An 18,472-nucleotide genomic window follows, 5' to 3' on the forward strand; every position below is an offset into this window, starting at 1 on the left:
ATGGGACGTTATGTTAACCTCACATGAATATGATATATAAGAGGAATTTATCAGATTTGCCAAGAATAAAATTGTATTTAAAATATATCGGAGGGGTTTTATGAAACTAGTAGGACAACAAATATATCTTCGACTTTACAAGATTTCTGACGCCAGCGAGTTAGCCAAATTACATGCTAGAAATCGCGAATTTTTCCAACGAGTTTGCCCATTATTCCCAGAAGCCTTTTATACAGAAGAACATCAAAAAATACGCCTTGAACGGGCATTAAAAAAGACGGATGAAGGGCAAGTATATCCTTTTGGAATCTTTTTAAAAGCAACTGATAAACTTATCGGAGACATTTCATTAACTCAAATTACTAGGGGAGACGTTCAAAGCTGTTATACAGGATTTACTTTAGATAAGGAGTATAATGCAAAGGGCTATACAACAGAAGCTCTTCAACTTGTTGTAGACTTTGCTTTTAGAGAATTAAAACTACATAGAATTGAAGCAGGAGCTATGCCTGACAATATAGCATCTATTCGTGTATTAGAAAAAGTAGGATTTAAAAAAGAAGGTATAGCTAAAGAAAATGTAAAGGTTAATGGTAAATGGACAGATCATCAAATATTAGCTATCATCAACAGCTGGGATGTGTAAGCTCATTTCACTTCCAATAACGAATTTTACGTCAACTAGCCCTTTTTGTGGGGGCTAGTTGTTTTTTGCAGAACTTAAGATTTTTTCTGTATCGTATCTATATTCTATCGAGAGATTAGATGGTAATGAAGTTGAGAAATTAATTTTGATAAAAAAAATTCTGAAATATAGTCTTGAATTGAAAATGATAATCAATTAGAATCATATTTGATAATGATAATCATTTACTTTCGTTAGTTATTATTAAAAATTCCGATAGCTTTATTGTAAAGAGGAGGACAAGTATGCAGCATGCGAAACAAATCGCGGAACATGCAACAATGCAAAGCTTTTTAAATTGTTATTTACGTGAAACAGGAAGTGGGGAATGGATTACAAAAGATGAGAATGTAAGTAGAATTTTTTGTAATACAACGGATACAAGTACTGTTTCAACTTATTTATGCTGTCGGTTATCGGCGCAAAACATTACTTTGTATGCAGAAGTTATATATAAATCACCAACAGATCGTCATCTGTTTGGAAAGCATTTTTATTATCAAATTGGAACAGATTTTCATGTTGTGAAAGCTGATTATGTAACGGTTATTACACTATTAATAAAAGAGATGTCTATGAATTATGGAGGAGGGACAAACCCTGACGAACTTCTACTTCGAGTTATTCAAAGTTGTCAAAATATTAAGGAGTTTGTTGAGGGAAGAGAAAAAGATGTTGCAAAATTATATGGGATTCATACGACTTTCATAGAGGCAGAGCAATCTTTACTTTTTGGTCATTTAACCCATCCTACACCAAAGAGTAGACAAGGAATATTAAATTGGAAAAGTTCAATGTATTCACCTGAATTACAGGGTGAGTGTCAACTTCATTATTTTCGAGCTCATAAAGATTTAGTAAAGGAAAAGTCCGTTCTTATGGAACAGGCAACAGAAATTATAAAAAGGGAGTTAAGGAAAGACCCGTCTGTCAGTACGGAATTTATTGAACGTTATTGTGAAGAAGATGACTATTCTTTAATTCCGATCCATCCACTTCAAGCAGAATGGTTATTACATCAATTTCATGTGAAAAGTTGGATAGAGAATGGTGTGCTCGAGTATCTCGGACCAGTCGGAAAGTCATATATGGCAACATCATCACTAAGAACAATGTATCATCCAGAGTCAAACTATATGTTTAAATTTTCTTTTCCTGTGAAGGTTACAAATTCAATGCGCATTAATAAACTGAAAGAACTTGAAAGTGGAATAGAGGGAAAAGAAATATTAAATACAAAAATCGGAGAAGTACGCGATAAATTCCCAGGATTTGATTTCATATGTGACCCAGCTTATATTACGTTAGAACTTGAAGGACAAGAATCAGGATTTGAAGTCATTATTCGTGAAAACGATTTTTATAATGAAAGTGCAAACAATGCAACACTTATTGCAGCACTTGTACAAGATGCGCTTCCAGGTGAAAAGACGAGATTAGCAAATATTATTCATCATCTTGCAGAAGAAGAAGGAAGAAGTTGTGAAGAGGTAAGTTTAGATTGGTTCCGGAAGTATATGAATATTTCCTTAAAACCAATGGTATGGATGTATTTAAAATATGGAGTTGCATTAGAGGCACATCAACAAAATAGTGTTATTCAGTTGAAAGGTGGTTATCCAGAAAAATTTTACTTCCGTGATAATCAAGGGTTTTATTTCTGTAATTCAATGAAACATATTTTGGATGCTGAATTGCCTGGTATCGGTGAAAAGAGTGGTAATTTATATGATGACAGTATTGCAGATGAACGTTTTCGTTACTATTTAATTTTTAATCATATGTTTGGATTAATAAATGGATTCGGTACATCGAGGTTAATAGATGAGAACAGTCTCCTTTCTGAATTACGGAGTGTACTAGAATCGTTCCTTCCGTATGATCGTGAACCATCGACATTTTTAGAAGAGTTATTGAAAAATAAAGAATTACCGTGTAAAGCAAACTTATTAACAAGATTTTTTGATGTTGATGAATTAACAAGCCCTCTTGAGCAAGCTATTTATGTCCAGGTTAACAATCCGCTCTGTCAGGAAGTGGAGGCAGAGTGTAATAAAATAGAAAGCGTTGTTCGTTCATAAATAGTTTTAAAATTTCACGTAATACAAAAAATGGTATTTCCAATACTTTCTATTATGGAGGAAACGATGAAGGAAGAGGTTTATCATACGAGAGTAATGAAAGCGGTTCAATCGGATTGTTATATTGGTGTTAGGCGAAGAGTTTTTCGTCAATTAATAGAGTCGTTAATTTATGAGGAAATCATTTCTCCAATTTGCATACAAGAGGAAGAAAATATATTTTTTATCATCTCAGGGCTTGATGAAAGTGGAGATAGCGTTATATACAGATGTTGTGGTCAAGAACGAATGACATTTGGTCGTATTCGCTTAAACGAAGAGCCACTTGTAAGAATTCAAAATGATAGGGAAGAAGAAGTAACATCAATTGCACAATTTTTAAACGAAGTTTTTAAAATGATTCAAATAGATGAAGTGAAATTACGTTCCTTTATTCAAGAGTTAGAACAAACAATTTTTAAGGATACAATAGCTCAATATGAAAGAAACGAAACAAAAGGGAAGCTGATAGAAAAAACATACGATGAATTGGAAAGTAGTTTAATGGATGGACATCCATATCATCCAAGTTATAAGGCAAGAATCGGCTTTCATTATCGTGATAATTACCAATACGGTTTCGAATTTAAACAGTCGATGAAACTCATTTGGATAGCGGTTCATGATACATATACTCATATAGGATCTATGTCCAAAGCAGAATTCGATTATGTTGTGAGAGAAGAAGTAGGGGAGAAGAAACGAATTGAATTTTATTCTACTGTTCGAAATATAGGATGCGATCCAAATGATTATACGGTTATGCCCGTTCATCCGTGGCAATGGGAGAATTATATAATTCCGAACTACGCTGAACATATACACAACAGGCACATTATTTTTATAGAACAATCAGAAGGTGAATATTTTGCACAGCAATCGATGCGTACTTTACAAAATGCTACTAATTGCATGAAACCTTATGTGAAGCTTTCTATGAACTTATTAAATACGTCAACTGTTCGGACATTAAAACCACACTCAGTTGTTAGTGCACCTATTATTTCAAATTGGTTAACAGATTTGGTAAGGGGTGACACTTATTTACGAGATAAGGCACGTGTTGTTTTATTACAAGAATTTGCCGGTGTAACGTACGATCCACCGGGTCAAGCTACTTACGGTTCGTTAGGATGTATTTGGCGTGAGAGTATTCATGCACATTTGGAAGAGGCAGAAGAAGCCGTGCCGTTTAATGCCTTATATGCAAAAGACCGAGATGGGAGACATATTATTGAGCCGTGGCTAAAGAAAAGTGGAATTGAAAATTGGCTGCATAAGCTTATTCAAAAAGCAGTGTTACCAGTTGTACATTTATTAGTGGAACATGGCATCGCGCTAGAATCGCATGGACAAAATATGATTCTTATTCATAAACAAGGAATGCCAATCCGGATTGCACTAAAAGATTTTCATGAGGGGATTGAATTTTATCGTCCATATTTAAAAATGCCCGAAAAGTGTCCTGATTTTACAAAAGTACACGATATGTATGCCAAAGGACAGCTGAATGACTTTTTTGAAATGGACAGTATGCGCTATTTACAAGAAATGATCTTAGATGCGCTCTTCTTATTTAATTTGGGTGAACTCGCTTTACTGCTTGCTGATGAATACCAATTTAATGAAGAGAGATTTTGGATGCTTGTTGTAGAAGAGTTGGAGAGTCACTTTATGAGTTCGCAGCATTTATATGGACGTTTTGAAGAACTGCATTTATATACACCTACATTTCGAGCAGAGCAATTAACAAAACGTCGCTTATATAAGGATGTGGAATCGCTTGTACATGAAGTGCCGAATCCGTTATATCATGCACAGCAACTGATAAAGAGTAGAAATTTTAATGTGGAGGTAAATCATGCTGACCGTTAACAAACAAGAATATAGCAAGAACGATTTTGAATTAAGACTACAAACGTATGAAAATATGGAACATTTTCAAGAAGTGAATGGCAAGAGGTTTGCTCTTTGTATAACAGATCCTTTTGATATTATTACGCTTGTCTTTTTCTTAAAACAAAAAAAGGCATCCGTACTACTGATTCATGGAGAGACACCAAAAGATACAGCTATTGAAATGGCAAAACGTGCCGAATGTTTTGGAATCTTATATGGAGATTTTAAGCAATTCATAACATTAAATGGTGAACACGAAATAAAAAAAGAACCATCCTTACTGCAATATAGTTCTGGAACAACTGGTGAACCGAAACTCATTGAAAGGCCATGGGAAGAAATTGAAAGAGAAATTGACGCTTATAATCAAGCTTTGCAGTGTGAAGTTGATGAAGTACCAATTGTATTGGCTCCTGTTTCCCATTCATATGGATTAATTTGCGGGACGTTATCTGCAATCATGCGAGGCAGTAAGCCAATTGTTATTACAAGTAAAAACCCGAAATTTGCATTAAATATCATTCGTAACACACCAAAACATATCATATATGCGGTACCACTTATGTTACATATTATGGGGAGTTTTCCACAAGAAACTTTTCAGTTTCATAAAGTGATGACATCAGGTTCACCGTTACCAGAATCATTATTTTATAAACTCAAAGGAATGACAAAGTATATGATGCAGCAATACGGATGTTCAGAAGCAGGTTGCATTAGTATATGTCACAATATGAATACCCATTTAGATTTAGGAGAAGCACTTCCTCATGCGTTTATTCGCATTAGTGGTGATCAAAACGAGCCTGAAGAAATAGTAGTAACAATTGGAGAGAAAGTGATTTATACAAAAGATTTAGGATATAGATCAGAACGTGGGTTGCATTTTGTTGGGCGTATGGACGATGTAATTAACGTGTCCGGTTTGAAAGTGTTCCCAGTAGAAGTTGAGGAGACAATGCTCCGTTTAGATGGTATTCAGGAGGCCATTGTATATCGCGGAAAACACCCTGTAATGGGTGAGATTGTAAAAGCAAAAGTGATTTCTAGTATTGAGCCTGTTCAAATACGAGAATGGTGTATACAGCATTTACCGTCTTATAAAGTCCCGCATGAAATTGAAAATGTAACGGAAATTCCTAAAAATGCAACTGGGAAGGTAAGCCGTAAACTATTAGAAATGGAGGAAATGACAACGTGAATCGTAAAATGTTAAAGGCAGCGGTATTAAAAATTATGATAGAAAAAATGGAATTAAAAAATGTTACTTATTTAGAAGATACAATGCGTTTGAATCAAGATTTATATATTGATTCTGTTATGATGCTTCAACTTATTGTGTATATTGAAATGGATTTACAATTATATGTTCCTGAAGATGAACTGGATCCGAAAGCATTTTCTACTATAGGTTCATTACTAGACTTTATGGAAGAGTTACAACCGCTACAAATGGATGTAAATAACTAATATTTTAGAAAACGGGTGAGAAGATGACTTCAATTAAAGTGCACTGTTTAGTGAGTTGCTTTTGTGAAATTATTAAAAGGCGTAGTGATATAGATTTTCGACCTTTTTACTTTGGTTTATGGGATGGGGATTTTGATATAACAGAAGAAGGAGTCATTTCTTATCATTCTGAAAATATTAGCCATGACAGTTACTTACATTGGTATGAAAAACTATACGGAATAAAAGTAAATGAATGGTACGATCATTCAAAAGAGAAAGAAACGAATGTAGAGACCTTTTTAGAGTTAGTAGAAACAAAGCCAGAAAATCGATATGTCATTGTAATGGTAGATATGTCACTATTGCCAGAACGGGAGAATAAATTTCATCAAAAACCATTCCCGCATTATTTAATGATTGAAAAAACGAATCAGGAAGATGAATGGTTTATGCTGGACCCTGATTTTCGCTGGGAAGGAAATATGGAAAAGGATAAAGTGACTCATTCTATTGAAAACAATCCGTTCGGTGGTGGCTATTTCATAGATGTACAGACGGTCCGGGAGCCTAAGCAGGAAGCGATAGAAAGTTATTTTATTGAGACATTCAACAGGGATTACAATGAATTAACGATGAAATTAACAGATTTGGTCATAAGAATGGTAAATGGTGAAGGTGAAACGGAATTTTCTAAACTAATAGCAGCAGTGAAACAAATACCTGTATTGGCCATTCGTAAATATAGTTATGAACATGCATTCGCATATTTTCGTGAAACATTACAATACCCTGAAACAGAATTTGATTATTGGTGTGACCGGGTAGAAGATATTGTACAAGGGTTCACAAATGTCCAGTATAAAGTAATCAAAATGGCAATGACAAAAAATAGAGAGCTGTTATCTTCAATTGTTGAAAAATTAAATGAGATGAATGAAATTGAACTTACGATTAAGCAGGAGCTAGAGAGACAGTTTGTAGCATGGAAAAAGATAAGAATAAATCAGTCTGTCATTTTATAAAGTGAAACTTTAATCAATTCGTTTTTTATGGACAGTTCATCTCCTACCAAACTTCTTTGTTTTTTGCTGAATTTTGAGGTGAGAGTGTTACTGTCCACAAATAGCGGAATAAACAACCATCATTGAATTTGATATAAAGGGGTTTGAAAGTATGAAATATTCGTTATGTACGATTTCGTTTCGCCATCAGCTAATTTCATTTACTGATATTGTTCAATTTGCTTATGAGAACGGATTTGAAGGGATTGAACTATGGGGAATTCATGCACAAAATTTATATGGACAAGAACGTAAAGTGACAGAAGAACAACTAGATTTTTTGGAAAATAAAAATTTAAAAATCACAATGATAAGTGACTATTTAGATATTTCATTGTCAGCAGATTTTGGGAGAACAATAGAAAAAGCAGAGCGATTAGCGTCACTAGCAAATTGGTGTAATACGAATAAGATTCGTACATTTGCTGGACAAAAAAGAAGCAACAGTTTTACAAAAGAAGAACGTCAGGAATATGTAAAACGAATTCGCATGATCTGTGATGTATTTGCGCAACACAATATGGATGTGTTATTAGAAACACATCCAAATACATTAACAGATTGTTTAGATTCGACTTTACAATTATTAGAGGAGGTAAATCATCCATATTTGAAAGTTAATCTCGATTTTCTCCATATGTGGGAATCTGGTACGGATCCAGTAGAAAGTTATCGCCAGTTAAAACCGTGGGTACAGCACTACCATATGAAAAATATATCTTCGGCTGCTCATTTAGATGTCTTTGAGCCGAATAATGTATACGCTTCAGCTGGTAGCCGAAAAGGAATGGTTCCGTTATTTGAAGGGATTGTGAACTATGAAGAGATTATTAGAGAAATTCAAGGTACGGAACATTTCGCTTCGCTAGAATGGTTTGGATATGATGCAAAAGAGGTATTACGAGAAGAAATCATTCAGTTGAGAAGAAAACAACTGAAGGTATTGACTCCATGAAGTGAAATGTTTTCGATTGGTAGTGTGATGAAATCTAATCGTTTTGGAATTGGAATAAAACGATTAGTTAGGGTAGGAAAAAAAGAGTCTCATTTTCTGAGACTCTTTTTTATGTATGTAAAGGATACGTTATTTGAAAGTAGTTTCATCGAAAACCATAATTTACCATGTATTTTATTTTGAAATTTATACATTTTAATATGTAAAGGAGGTGAACGGAAATGGCTAGAAATCGTAATTCTAATCAATTAGCATCACATGGAGCTCAAGCGGCTCTTGATCAAATGAAATATGAAATCGCGCAAGAGTTTGGTGTACAACTTGGAGCGGATACTTCTTCTCGTGCAAATGGTTCTGTAGGCGGTGAAATCACGAAACGTCTTGTAGCTATGGCAGAGCAGCAGCTTGGTGGCGGGTATACTCGTTAATGTAATGCCGCATAAAAGAAGGGGAGAGTTCTTCCTTTCTTTTTTTGTATCATTTTCCGAAAGTAAAAATAAAATTTCTATTTAATGGGATGTATGTACTGTAATAAGGATTGGAAAAATAGAAGTAATGCTATGTTATAATCTAATTTCTTTTGTTATATAAGTTAAAAAGCAGATGAAATATAGTAGCCCTGATGAAATTCAATTGTAAATTTTATCAGGGCTACTACATGGAAAGAAATAAATGATGAAAGGTTTCGACATCAACATGTTAAAAAAAGAAAACTGTTGTTTAATTGCACTTGCATCTGTTCCACTTGTTATGACATTAGGAAATTCAATGCTCATTCCAATCCTTCCAACAATCGAAAAGAAACTACATATTTCTTCTTTTCAAGTGTCTATGATTATTACGATCTATTCTATTTTTGCAATTTTGTTAATTCCTATTGCTGGTTATTTATCAGACCGATGGGGACGTAAAATGGTCATGGTCCCAAGCTTATTAATTGCAGCTATTGGAGGCGGTATAACAGGTTGGGTATCATGGAAAGTAGAAAATCCTTATGTATGGATTCTTATTGGAAGAGCAATTCAAGGAATAGGTGCGGCTGGAGCAATGCCAGTTGTCATTCCATGTGTCGGCGATTTATATAAAGATGAAAAGCAAGTCAGTACTGGATTAGGAATTATTGAAACGTCAAACACATTTGGAAAAGTTCTTAGTCCAATATTAGGGTCTGCCCTAGCAGCAGTCGTATGGTTTTTACCGTTTTGGGCCATCCCAGTTCTATGTGCTGTTGCTATCATTTTATTATTACTGTTAGTAAAAGTGAAAAAGCAAGAAAATCAAGCACCGCCTTTTAAAGAATTTATTCAATCAATTGGTTCGACTTTTCGAGAAAAGGGGAGATGGTTAGTCGCAATTTTTGCATTAGGTGCTATTATAATGCTTATTTTATTTGGGATTCTTTTTTATTTGTCCACCATATTAGAATCAAAATACAACATTCATGGAATATGGAAAGGATGTATACTTGCAATCCCCTTGCTTGTATTATCAATAGGTTCATATATGGCAGGAAAGAAAATAGGGGATAACCAAGTTGTGATGAAAAAGTGTATATACATTGGTTTTACGCTAGCTGCTGTATCGGTCATTTTGCCATTATTTTTGAAAGGTATTTACTTGTTAGTTTTTTGTTTCGTAATTATGGGAGTAGGAATCGGTATAGCGTTACCGTGTTTAGACGCACTTATTACACAAGGGATTGAAAAGGAACAGAGAGGGACAGTTACTTCTTTCTATAGTTCAATGCGTTTTATCGGTGTGGGAGTTGGCCCCCCGCTTTATTCTTACTTTATGAAGGGGACAGATCATGAAGTGTTTTACTTAACCTGCATATTTGCAGTTGCTGGAGCAATGATTACAATTATAGGGATTAAACCTAAAGAGAATGATGAAACGTTACAGTCAGTTCCGAAACCTACATCTTAATTTGAAATTTAATAAGAGGTAGTAAAAAAATCCATCTGTAAATCATTACAAATGGATTTTTTAGCATCTCATTTTTAATAGATGTCATAGGGATAAATTTCTAACCTTTGCTATAGTCCATATAAGTAACGGCTCCTTTTGTGAACAGTATAAATAAAATACATCCTCAATTATTGTTTAACAATTGCTTATAAATATAGTGAAACGTTATCCTTTTTTCTAAAAAATCACTTGTTTCAACATATAAAGAGCAACGCCCCATATGATGACTGCAGAAATTTTATTTAGCAAAGAGATGATTGTTCCGGATGAATCGACTTTTCCAAGCATTCTTCCCGCAAGTGCTAGACTAATAAACCAAAGCCATGACACCGTGACTGTTGTCAGCGTAAAAGCCCATTTTTCGCTGCCTACATATTGAATCGAGTTTGTGCCAATGACGCCAATTGTATCTAGAATTGCATGTGGGTTCAATAAGGAAACAGAGGCGGCAAAGATAATTTGCTTTTTGATCGTCATCTTTTTTACTTCAATCGTTTCTTTTGTAGACTCACTTTTCCAAATCGTCCATCCCATATAGATGAGAAAGAAAAATCCAATTACATAAAGTATTGTTGTTAGCCAGGAAAAAGTCAAAAGCATAAGTGATACACCTTGTACCGCAATCAAAATTAAAATTGTATCGCAGATTGACGCAGTTAGAACAACTGGTATAGCTCGCAAAAAATTTGGCTGACTAGCACCTTGATTAAAGACAAAAACATTTTGGACACCTAATGGAAGAATGAGTCCAAACGCAAGAATCATTCCATGAAGGATTGCTTCAATCATATTATTTCCTCCTATATAAGTAGCTGAAATGTGATAGTGTATATTGTATAAAAGAAATTTGAAATTGTATCCATCCATATGGTTGGATTACAAGCCAACCAAAAATAAGTGTGGTGATAATATGGAGCGATTTGACTGGAAGCCAAATGCATCCTCTCCGGTTCCCTTATATAAACAAATTGAGGAATATATAAAAGAGAAGATTATAAATGGAGAATGGACGATTGGTACAAAATTACCATCGCAGCGAGCTTTCTCTCAAGCATTTGAAGTGAATCGAAGTACAATTGTAATGGCGCTAGATGAATTAACGGCGCAAGGGTTAATTGAGGGAGAAGGCAGAAGGGGAACGATTGTAAGAAGTAATACATGGAATGTATCTACTGCTTTTCCGCACCCTAATTGGAATTCGTATGTAGAGGCAGGTATTCATTATCCGAACCTCCCTACCATTCAAGAAATTAATCAAGCTGAGTTCCATCCACATATTATTAGATTAGGTACAGGTGAACTTTCGCCAGATCTTTTACCAGAAAAGAAAATGAAGCAGATTATGAAAGAAGTTTCGCAGGGGTCAATTCCTTTAGGGTATGGGGAGCCAAGAGGGGATTTTCAATTGAGAGAACAAATAGTAAAGTATTTACAAAAATATGATATTTTTGTATCTCCATCATCTATATTAATTGTTTCGGGTGCTCTTCAGGCATTGCAACTTATTTCAATGGGACTTTTATGCAAAGGATCTTCTATTTTACTAGAAAAACCATCGTATTTATATTCTATCAATATGTTTCAGTCTGTTAATATGCGTTTGCTTGGAATCCCTATGGATGAACAGGGGATTCAGTCATCGTTTATTATGAAGTATAAAAAGAGATTTGATAGTTCGATTTTATATACAGTTCCAACTTTTCATAACCCAACAGGTTTTGTTATGAGTGAGAAAAGAAGACAAGAGGTTATGAAAGTATGTAATGAAATTGGATTACCTATCATTGAAGATGCTGTGTATCAAGATTTATGGTTTGATATTCCTCCTCCTAAGCCTTTAAAGGCGTATGATAAAAGTGGAATTGTATTACATATTGGAAGTATGTCGAAAGTCATTAGTCCTGGTTTGAGAATTGGTTGGGTGGTTGGATCAGAACCGGTTATTAAAAGATTAGCAGATATAAAGATGCAAATGGATTATGGTTCGAGTTCGTTATCACAACGAGCTGCTGCACAATGGTTTGTAAATGGGTCATATGAAAAACATATGCAACATATACGAATTGAGTTGAAAAAACGAAGAGACTTTATGCTCGAAATGCTAGAGAAATACTGTAGAGATGTAGCAACTTGGCAAATACCAACAGGTGGATTTTATATTTGGTTACACATTACACCTCATATTTCTATGCGAGAGTTGTTTGAAAAAGCATTGGAAGAAAAAATTTTACTCAATCCGGGAAATGTGTATGATAGAAATGCTAGACAATATTTACGCCTTTCTTATTCATATGCCTCAATGCAGGATATAGAGAAAGGGATTCAAACAATTGCGAGATTGATAAAGAATCTTTCAGTGTAATAAGTATGTTTTGATCATAAGCACAAGTAATAAAAAGGGGAAAGAAAAATGAAACAATATGTTATTTGTCAGGTTATTGATGGAATGAAGTATTTAGCTGCCTATGCGGAAACGAGACAAGAGGCGATTGAAAAAGCTGAATTATTAGGATTAAGAACAGGCGGACGTTACGTTGTTGTTACTGCTGAAGAAGCTGAGGGGTTACAGTATCCTTAAAAAAGAAAGGCGACCGAAATGGTCGCTTTTCTTTTTTAAGAAATTTATAGTTATCACATCTTATATTTTGTTTATAATTGTAAATGGTTATTGAAATGTATAAATGTTATTTCTTTTTTAATAAATAAAAAATATAAACAGGAAAATAATGCAACTTTTTAACGCGCTTATTCGTGTTATATATGAAAGGAGGAGGGGGATGGAAATTGAGGAAATATATAAAATTTATATAAACGATGTGTACCGGTATTTATTTTCCCTTTCTCGTAGCCATCATGTAGCGGAGGACTTGATGCAGGAGACTTTTTATCGGGCTTATCTTTATCTAGAAGGTTATGAAAATCAACAGGTAAAATCATGGCTTTTTAAAGTGGCATATCATACGTTTATTGATTTTGTTAGGAAAGAGAAAAAAGTAGCTTTTGTAGGAACGGAGAAATTAGAGACAATACAAGCAGGCGAATCTACAGAAGAGTATGTAGTCGCAAAAAATAGTTATGAAAAATTAATTCAGATTATTCATACTTTACCCGTGGTAGAAGCACAAGCTATTTTATTATGCGACGTACATCAATTAACGTACGAAGAGGGTGCTTCTGTATTAGATTTAAAGTTAAACACGTATAAAAGTCACATCTTTCGCGGGAGAAAGAGATTACAACAATTGTTAAAGGAGGAAAAGAGTCAAAATGACAAATGATAAGCCTCATTCTGAACAAGGAGATTATAAAGACTTGTTACAAGAAGCTCTTCAGCAAAAAACGGCTTCTCTTCCTGAGGGAAAACAGGAGCAAGTGTTGAAAAGAGGAAAAAAACGAGCTCGTCTTACCAATGTTTTGATTGTATTTACTTTTTTACTAATTATTCAACCTATTTTATATGTATCTACACTCGCATACTATGTATTGGCACCGACAAACGCAATGGAGATACGGAATGTAGTAAACCAAACGCTAAGTGTAACGGAACCAAATGTATTTATAAAGGAAAGAGACATGGAGCAAACATTGTTACCCCTTAGTTTACAATTACATTTTGATTTGTATAAAAGGGTAGGAAAGAAAGATATTCGAATAGGAGAAGAGAAAACATATTACTTATTAAGTAAAGCAACGAAAGTAAGCCGTGAATATACAACAGATGAAAAAATTCCAGAAGTCCCATATATAGATAATGAAGTGTTATCTCATCCTAATAATTATAATGTGTCTTATAATAGTAGCGAAGAAGCGCAGGTATTAAAAGGTCTTCCGCAAGAATCTGTTGTAGAAGCATTTGTATCTTTTAGAGAATTATTAAGTATACAAGAGGTAGAGAACATGTTTCCTACTATTGATATTGTTTGGTATGCCGTGAATACAGGGTTAGAGGAGAAGCAAAAGAATGATGAGGGCGTGTATGTTGCCCCGATTGGTTTTCCAGCAGATATGATTTCAAGTCCAAGCGGTCCCTTTTTAAGTGACTCACCTCATGAGGAACAATTTATTGGTGTGTTAAAGTCATTACGGAAGCATGAAAATTTAGCGGTGAAATTATCTAGAGCGAAAACATTAGAGTTGTCAAAGCGTATTTCTTTCCTTGAAAAAAATGGGATAAAAACATACGGGGCAGTTGTAACTGGACCTAAAGGAGAAGTTGAAAAATTGATGAGCCATGAAAAAGTTAGAAAATTGAAAGTAGGTGAAGCGAGATTATGGAATTGGCATTCTTAAAAAAAAGAAAGAGTCATATGTATAAACAGGAAACGTGGATGGGGATTATTTCATTAATTATTGCTTTTCTAGCGTTATTGTATTTGAACATTACATTGCTTATTCAAGAAACATTTTTAGGCGAAGGTTTTCGGCAAATAGTTGGAGTTGGATTGTTGTGTTCATTCATAGGCATGATTACAAAAAGTAAGAGTCGAAAATATGCATTGTGGGCATGTAGTTTATTTCTTTTTATGATACTGTTTGCTGTATTTGGAGTTATGTTAGGTTGGATGATAAGCTTTGCGCCGTAAATATGTGAAAAGAGCGAATATAGATTCGCTCTTTTTTAAATGTACAAAAAGTAAAATAGATAAGAGAAGAACTCATCAAATTTGAAAGGAAAGCACTATGCATCTAGGGTGTGGTTTTGTTGAGATGTTTTTCGCTCTCGATTTCCACTCCTATATTGATTAATATATCTTTTGAAATTCCAAGACTTTAAAAATTCTTCGGCAGCGTTAAAACCAGACTGATAGAGCCATTCTTTATCAGCGGTAGTTAATTGGAATTTTGTGCTTGTAATTGTTCCAGTTGGAATTGTAATCGTCCGAGCTTTTGATTCTTTATCTAGATGGCGTAAGTCATGCGCCTGCATCATTGTTTTAAATAACCCTTTGAACATAGAAATAGGTTCTTCATAAGGGACAGGTTCAGCTTGAATGTTATCTTTTACAAAATGAAATCCAAAAGTAGGCCAGCGCGGGATGGAAGTGCAATCAAAGATCCATATTGGATAATTGCTCAAAATACCTCCATCAACCATATAGCAAGGTTGTTTCCATTTAGGTGTTTTCCATTTCACTGGTTCGAAATAGAAAGGAATCGTACTGCTCATTCTGACCGCAGTTGCGATAGAAAAATCGCCGTTTGTAAAGCCATATTTCGGTAAATCATCAGGGAAAATAACCATTTTTCCATTACTAATATCTGAGGCGATGATTTTTAAGTTATGTGGGTGAGGTAAATCACTAAAATTATGGATTCCTTTTTTGTGCAAGAGATCTTCTAACCAGCTTTCTAAAAAGCTATTTGAATAAATGCCTAATTTGGTCCATGCACTTAACCCTTTTCCTAGAAAAGGGATTTTATCAAGTAAAGTTTTTTTTGTGAATTGATGGTAATCAATATTACTTATAATGTCCTTTAGCTCGGTACAAGAATAACCAGCTGCGAGAAGAGCTGCAATAATAGCTCCGGCAGATGTTCCCGCTACACGTTCCCACTCATAGCCTTGCTTTTCTAATGCACAAATTGCACCAACATGAGCAATACCTCGAACGCCACCACCTTCAAAAACACCATCAATTTTCATAGGGATAATTCCTTTCAAAGATTAGATTTACTGTATAGCAAAAAAGCACGCGAATCACGTGCTTTTTTACAATAGTTTTTAAAAATTACTTAGCAACCGATAAATCCGCCCCAGCAGCTAGCTCCAATGATGATTAAAAGGATGAATAAAACGATTAATAAAGCAAAACCGCCGTAACCGCAGCCACCGCCGCCGTATCCATAACCACCACAACCGTATCCGTAACCCATATGGAATGCCTCCTTATAATAAAAGTTGGAATGAAGCAAAATGAACAATGGAGGATCTGTTAGAAGGAATGATGAAATATCGTTTTTGTAGGAACAATGTATACTATGCTGTTTTAAACTTGTTCGCGTCCTAGGGATAAGCCCGTTTTTGATTTGTTTGTTTTCATTTTTTTATGATGAATGTTGTACAATGTTTATGCTATGATACGAATAGTACATTTACGTAAGGAGAGTTTATGAGAAATCAAATTGATTCATTAATTGATAAACATAATTTAACCCATATAAAAAGAGAACTACTAGCTACTGTATTTCCATGTGTAAAAGTTATTCCGAGACAAGAAGAATCACTTTCAATTGGTTGTTCTAAGATGGGAGGACTTCCGGATGTTTCATCTACATTTGAATATCCAACTCATGAAGGGAAGGCATTGGATTTTATTGCGCAATTCAATTTGGCGGACTTACAGGATGTAGGTATGGAGCATGACTTACCTAAAACAGGTATGTTGTATTTTTTCTATAATGTTAATGATGGACATGAAGGTGCTTGGTGTGTGCGATATGATAACGAGCCGATTGAAAGATTACAGCGAGTGAATCATAAACAATCAAAGTACACACAGTGTGCATTGTCATTTCATTTAACATATAAGCTACCAGAATTATTTATTGAAGATGAAGCAGATTCGGATCGTTTTCTACAATTGTTAGAAGAGTTAATACCAGATCATTATGATAACCACCAAGTATTTGGTGAGCCGTTCTCTGTTCAAGGAGAAGTGTTTGAGGAGGCTGGAGAATATACTGGTATCCATGATTATGATATGACATTGTTATTCCAAATTGACTCTGATTATGCAAACTGTCATATGACGTGGGGAGATTTAGGTATGTTGTATTTCTGTATTGGAAACGAAGATTTAAAGCAGCGTCGTTTTGAAAATACATGTTGTATATTGCAGTCTTGTTAGAAAGAGAAGCAGTAGAATTCTTAATAAAGGATCTACTGCTTTTTGTTTACGTTTTATTTTTGGGAAGCTTTAATATTTGATAATAGTAACGAATGAATGTATGTGTTCTCATATTTTCTTTTTGGCAAAGTATTGTATACTTTTAAGTAGAAGGGTGTGAGGAGATGAAGAGAAATAAGTACGTAACAGGTGTTGCACTGTGTTCAATGATTTTGGTTGGTAGTTTACAAGTGCCAGCGGTATCTTATGCGGCTACAAACTCAAAAGTTGCTGTTACGCAAACAGATGCTAAACTCTTAGAAGGTTTCCGCAAAGAATTAAAAAAACATATTGATAATCGCGAAGAAAATATTACAATTACGTATAAAACAAAAGCTAAAAATGGTGGGGAAGTACTGGACACGCTCTATAAAGAGTATACGAAGATAGTAGATAAAGATGAGTACTTAAAATATAATGTAGCGGGCACAAAGTATTCCATACGAGGGGTACCAGGAAACTATACTTTCACATTAAAAATTACATATCGTGAATCAAAAGAACAAACACAATATGTAAAAACGCAAGCGAAATCAATTATAAACTCTATTGTGAAAGCTGGCATGGATGAGCATGAAAAAGTGAAAGTAATTCATGATTATGTTGTGAAACATGTTTCATATGATACTTCCTATAAAGCTTATACGGCGTATGAAGCATTAGCAAAACGTTCAGCTGTTTGCCAAGGATATACATTATTAACCTATCAATTATTAAAAGAAGCAGGGATTCAATCGCATATTGTAACAGGGCAAGGAAATGGGCAGGCACATGCATGGAACTTGGTAAAGATTGAGAATAAGTGGTATCATATTGATACTACATTCGATGATCCAGTTCCAGATAAAGCAGGCCGTGTTACATATTCTTACTATAATATGTCTGACGAGCAGTTAAGCAAAGATCATGAGTGGAATCGAACTAAGTATCCGAAAGCATCAAATAATTACTATAACGAATTAACAGATAAAATAAAAACAGGTACTCCTAAAGCAGTAGTGTACAAAAAAATGCTAAAGGATACGAACTTAGTTTATCTGTCGTCGCAATACGGGGCTAAAAATTACAATGAATTTAAAAGTAAATTGCAGAAACAATTTACTGCCAAGCCTACAAAAGTGGAAATGCGTTATAAGCAGTCGATGGATGGAACGATGCAAGACATTAAACAAGCATTAAATGAACTTTCTTGGCCAACAGGGGCGAAGAAAGTTTCATATCAAGTTGCACCTTACAGTGCGATGGCAGGTTATTCATTAGCGACGATTACATTTACGTATTAATAAAGTGAAACTTTAATCAGTGGGGGTTTTCTTCATCCCCCACTGATTCTCATCCCTCACCAATCGGGCTTTTACGGGCAGTTGATCCCCCGGCTATCTTCTTCAGAAAAGCGGAAGCGGCTCGTTCAAAATGGTAGGCCGCCCGCGCTCCCGACAGAGAGG

19 protein-coding genes are annotated in these 18,472 nt (G+C 34.7%); 16 read left to right on the plus strand and 3 right to left on the minus strand.

All coding sequences use genetic code 11. The features are described from left to right. The first annotated feature begins 100 nt into the window (after nucleotides 1–100). The 9 genes from CN373_RS18870 to CN373_RS18910 all read left to right on the plus strand — a co-directional run bounded on the left by CN373_RS18870 (nucleotide 101) and on the right by CN373_RS18910 (nucleotide 10,098). Nucleotides 101–646 (plus strand): GNAT family N-acetyltransferase, encoded by a 546-nt coding sequence (locus CN373_RS18870; protein ID WP_098359894.1) that lies wholly within the window; start codon nucleotides 101–103, stop codon nucleotides 644–646. 284 nt (nucleotides 647–930) lie between these two features. Then, nucleotides 931–2,766, plus strand: coding sequence for an IucA/IucC family protein (locus CN373_RS18875; protein WP_098359895.1), 1,836 nt, complete (start codon nucleotides 931–933; stop codon nucleotides 2,764–2,766). A gap of 66 nt (nucleotides 2,767–2,832) precedes the next feature. Further along, the gene (locus CN373_RS18880) at nucleotides 2,833–4,680 is read left to right on the plus strand and encodes an IucA/IucC family protein (RefSeq protein WP_098359896.1); all 1,848 of its coding nucleotides are present in this window, start codon (nucleotides 2,833–2,835) and stop codon (nucleotides 4,678–4,680) included. Then, on the plus strand, nucleotides 4,667–5,905 hold the full coding sequence (locus tag CN373_RS18885) for an AMP-binding protein (protein WP_098359897.1): 1,239 nt from the start codon (nucleotides 4,667–4,669) through the stop codon (nucleotides 5,903–5,905). The genes CN373_RS18880 and CN373_RS18885 overlap by 14 nt, the downstream gene beginning before the upstream one ends. Then, nucleotides 5,902–6,174: a petrobactin biosynthesis protein AsbD gene (asbD, locus tag CN373_RS18890; protein WP_001080449.1), complete on the plus strand. Its 273-nt coding sequence runs from the start codon at nucleotides 5,902–5,904 to the stop codon at nucleotides 6,172–6,174. The genes CN373_RS18885 and asbD overlap by 4 nt, the downstream gene beginning before the upstream one ends. A 23-nt stretch (nucleotides 6,175–6,197) precedes the next feature. Then, the gene (locus CN373_RS18895; RefSeq protein WP_000200699.1) at nucleotides 6,198–7,178 is read left to right on the plus strand and encodes a DUF6005 family protein; all 981 of its coding nucleotides are present in this window, start codon (nucleotides 6,198–6,200) and stop codon (nucleotides 7,176–7,178) included. Between the two features lie 151 nt (nucleotides 7,179–7,329). After that, nucleotides 7,330–8,172 carry a sugar phosphate isomerase/epimerase family protein gene (locus CN373_RS18900; RefSeq protein ID WP_098359898.1) on the plus strand — a complete coding sequence of 281 codons (843 nt, stop codon included), beginning with the start codon at nucleotides 7,330–7,332 and terminating at the stop codon, nucleotides 8,170–8,172. Nucleotides 8,173–8,393: 221 nt separating this feature from the next. Then, on the plus strand, nucleotides 8,394–8,600 hold the full coding sequence (locus tag CN373_RS18905; RefSeq protein WP_000113545.1) for an alpha/beta-type small acid-soluble spore protein: 207 nt from the start codon (nucleotides 8,394–8,396) through the stop codon (nucleotides 8,598–8,600). Nucleotides 8,601–8,844: 244 nt separating this feature from the next. After that, the gene (locus tag CN373_RS18910) at nucleotides 8,845–10,098 is read left to right on the plus strand and encodes an MFS transporter (protein ID WP_098359899.1); all 1,254 of its coding nucleotides are present in this window, start codon (nucleotides 8,845–8,847) and stop codon (nucleotides 10,096–10,098) included. A 219-nt stretch (nucleotides 10,099–10,317) separates the two neighbouring features. On the opposite strand, the gene CN373_RS18915 is transcribed toward CN373_RS18910, so the two are convergent. After that, the gene (locus tag CN373_RS18915) at nucleotides 10,318–10,929 is read right to left on the minus strand and encodes a LysE/ArgO family amino acid transporter (RefSeq protein ID WP_000568546.1); all 612 of its coding nucleotides are present in this window, start codon (nucleotides 10,927–10,929) and stop codon (nucleotides 10,318–10,320) included. A gap of 121 nt (nucleotides 10,930–11,050) precedes the next feature. Between CN373_RS18915 and CN373_RS18920 the strand changes: the two genes are divergently transcribed. The 5 genes from CN373_RS18920 to CN373_RS18940 all read left to right on the plus strand — a co-directional run bounded on the left by CN373_RS18920 (nucleotide 11,051) and on the right by CN373_RS18940 (nucleotide 14,723). After that, nucleotides 11,051–12,502 carry a PLP-dependent aminotransferase family protein gene (locus CN373_RS18920; RefSeq protein ID WP_098359900.1) on the plus strand — a complete coding sequence of 484 codons (1,452 nt, stop codon included), beginning with the start codon at nucleotides 11,051–11,053 and terminating at the stop codon, nucleotides 12,500–12,502. A gap of 48 nt (nucleotides 12,503–12,550) precedes the next feature. Further along, on the plus strand, nucleotides 12,551–12,718 hold the full coding sequence (locus CN373_RS18925) for a DUF3933 family protein (RefSeq protein WP_000816392.1): 168 nt from the start codon (nucleotides 12,551–12,553) through the stop codon (nucleotides 12,716–12,718). Nucleotides 12,719–12,917: 199 nt separating this feature from the next. Then, the gene (locus tag CN373_RS18930; protein ID WP_000401916.1) at nucleotides 12,918–13,418 is read left to right on the plus strand and encodes a sigma-70 family RNA polymerase sigma factor; all 501 of its coding nucleotides are present in this window, start codon (nucleotides 12,918–12,920) and stop codon (nucleotides 13,416–13,418) included. Beyond that, nucleotides 13,408–14,430 (plus strand): anti-sigma factor, encoded by a 1,023-nt coding sequence (locus CN373_RS18935; protein ID WP_098359901.1) that lies wholly within the window; start codon nucleotides 13,408–13,410, stop codon nucleotides 14,428–14,430. The genes CN373_RS18930 and CN373_RS18935 overlap by 11 nt, the downstream gene beginning before the upstream one ends. After that, on the plus strand, nucleotides 14,412–14,723 hold the full coding sequence (locus CN373_RS18940; RefSeq protein WP_000417679.1) for a hypothetical protein: 312 nt from the start codon (nucleotides 14,412–14,414) through the stop codon (nucleotides 14,721–14,723). The genes CN373_RS18935 and CN373_RS18940 overlap by 19 nt, the downstream gene beginning before the upstream one ends. A 95-nt stretch (nucleotides 14,724–14,818) precedes the next feature. On the opposite strand, the gene CN373_RS18945 is transcribed toward CN373_RS18940, so the two are convergent. Both CN373_RS18945 and CN373_RS18950 read right to left on the minus strand, forming a co-directional pair. After that, the gene (locus tag CN373_RS18945; RefSeq protein WP_098359902.1) at nucleotides 14,819–15,784 is read right to left on the minus strand and encodes a patatin-like phospholipase family protein; all 966 of its coding nucleotides are present in this window, start codon (nucleotides 15,782–15,784) and stop codon (nucleotides 14,819–14,821) included. Nucleotides 15,785–15,873: 89 nt separating this feature from the next. After that, nucleotides 15,874–16,014 carry a YjcZ family sporulation protein gene (locus CN373_RS18950; protein WP_000540417.1) on the minus strand — a complete coding sequence of 47 codons (141 nt, stop codon included), beginning with the start codon at nucleotides 16,012–16,014 and terminating at the stop codon, nucleotides 15,874–15,876. Nucleotides 16,015–16,250: 236 nt separating this feature from the next. On the opposite strand from CN373_RS18950, the gene CN373_RS18955 reads away from it, so the two are divergent. Further along, complete coding sequence (locus tag CN373_RS18955) at nucleotides 16,251–16,988, plus strand: YwqG family protein (protein ID WP_098359903.1); 738 nt, start codon at nucleotides 16,251–16,253, stop codon at nucleotides 16,986–16,988. A gap of 164 nt (nucleotides 16,989–17,152) precedes the next feature. Continuing rightward, on the plus strand, nucleotides 17,153–18,310 hold the full coding sequence (locus tag CN373_RS18960; protein WP_098359904.1) for a transglutaminase domain-containing protein: 1,158 nt from the start codon (nucleotides 17,153–17,155) through the stop codon (nucleotides 18,308–18,310). Nucleotides 18,311–18,472 lie beyond the last annotated feature (162 nt).

The sequence above is a fragment of the Bacillus cereus genome (assembly GCF_002561295.1).
Classification (GTDB): domain Bacteria; phylum Bacillota; class Bacilli; order Bacillales; family Bacillaceae_G; genus Bacillus_A; species Bacillus_A cereus_S.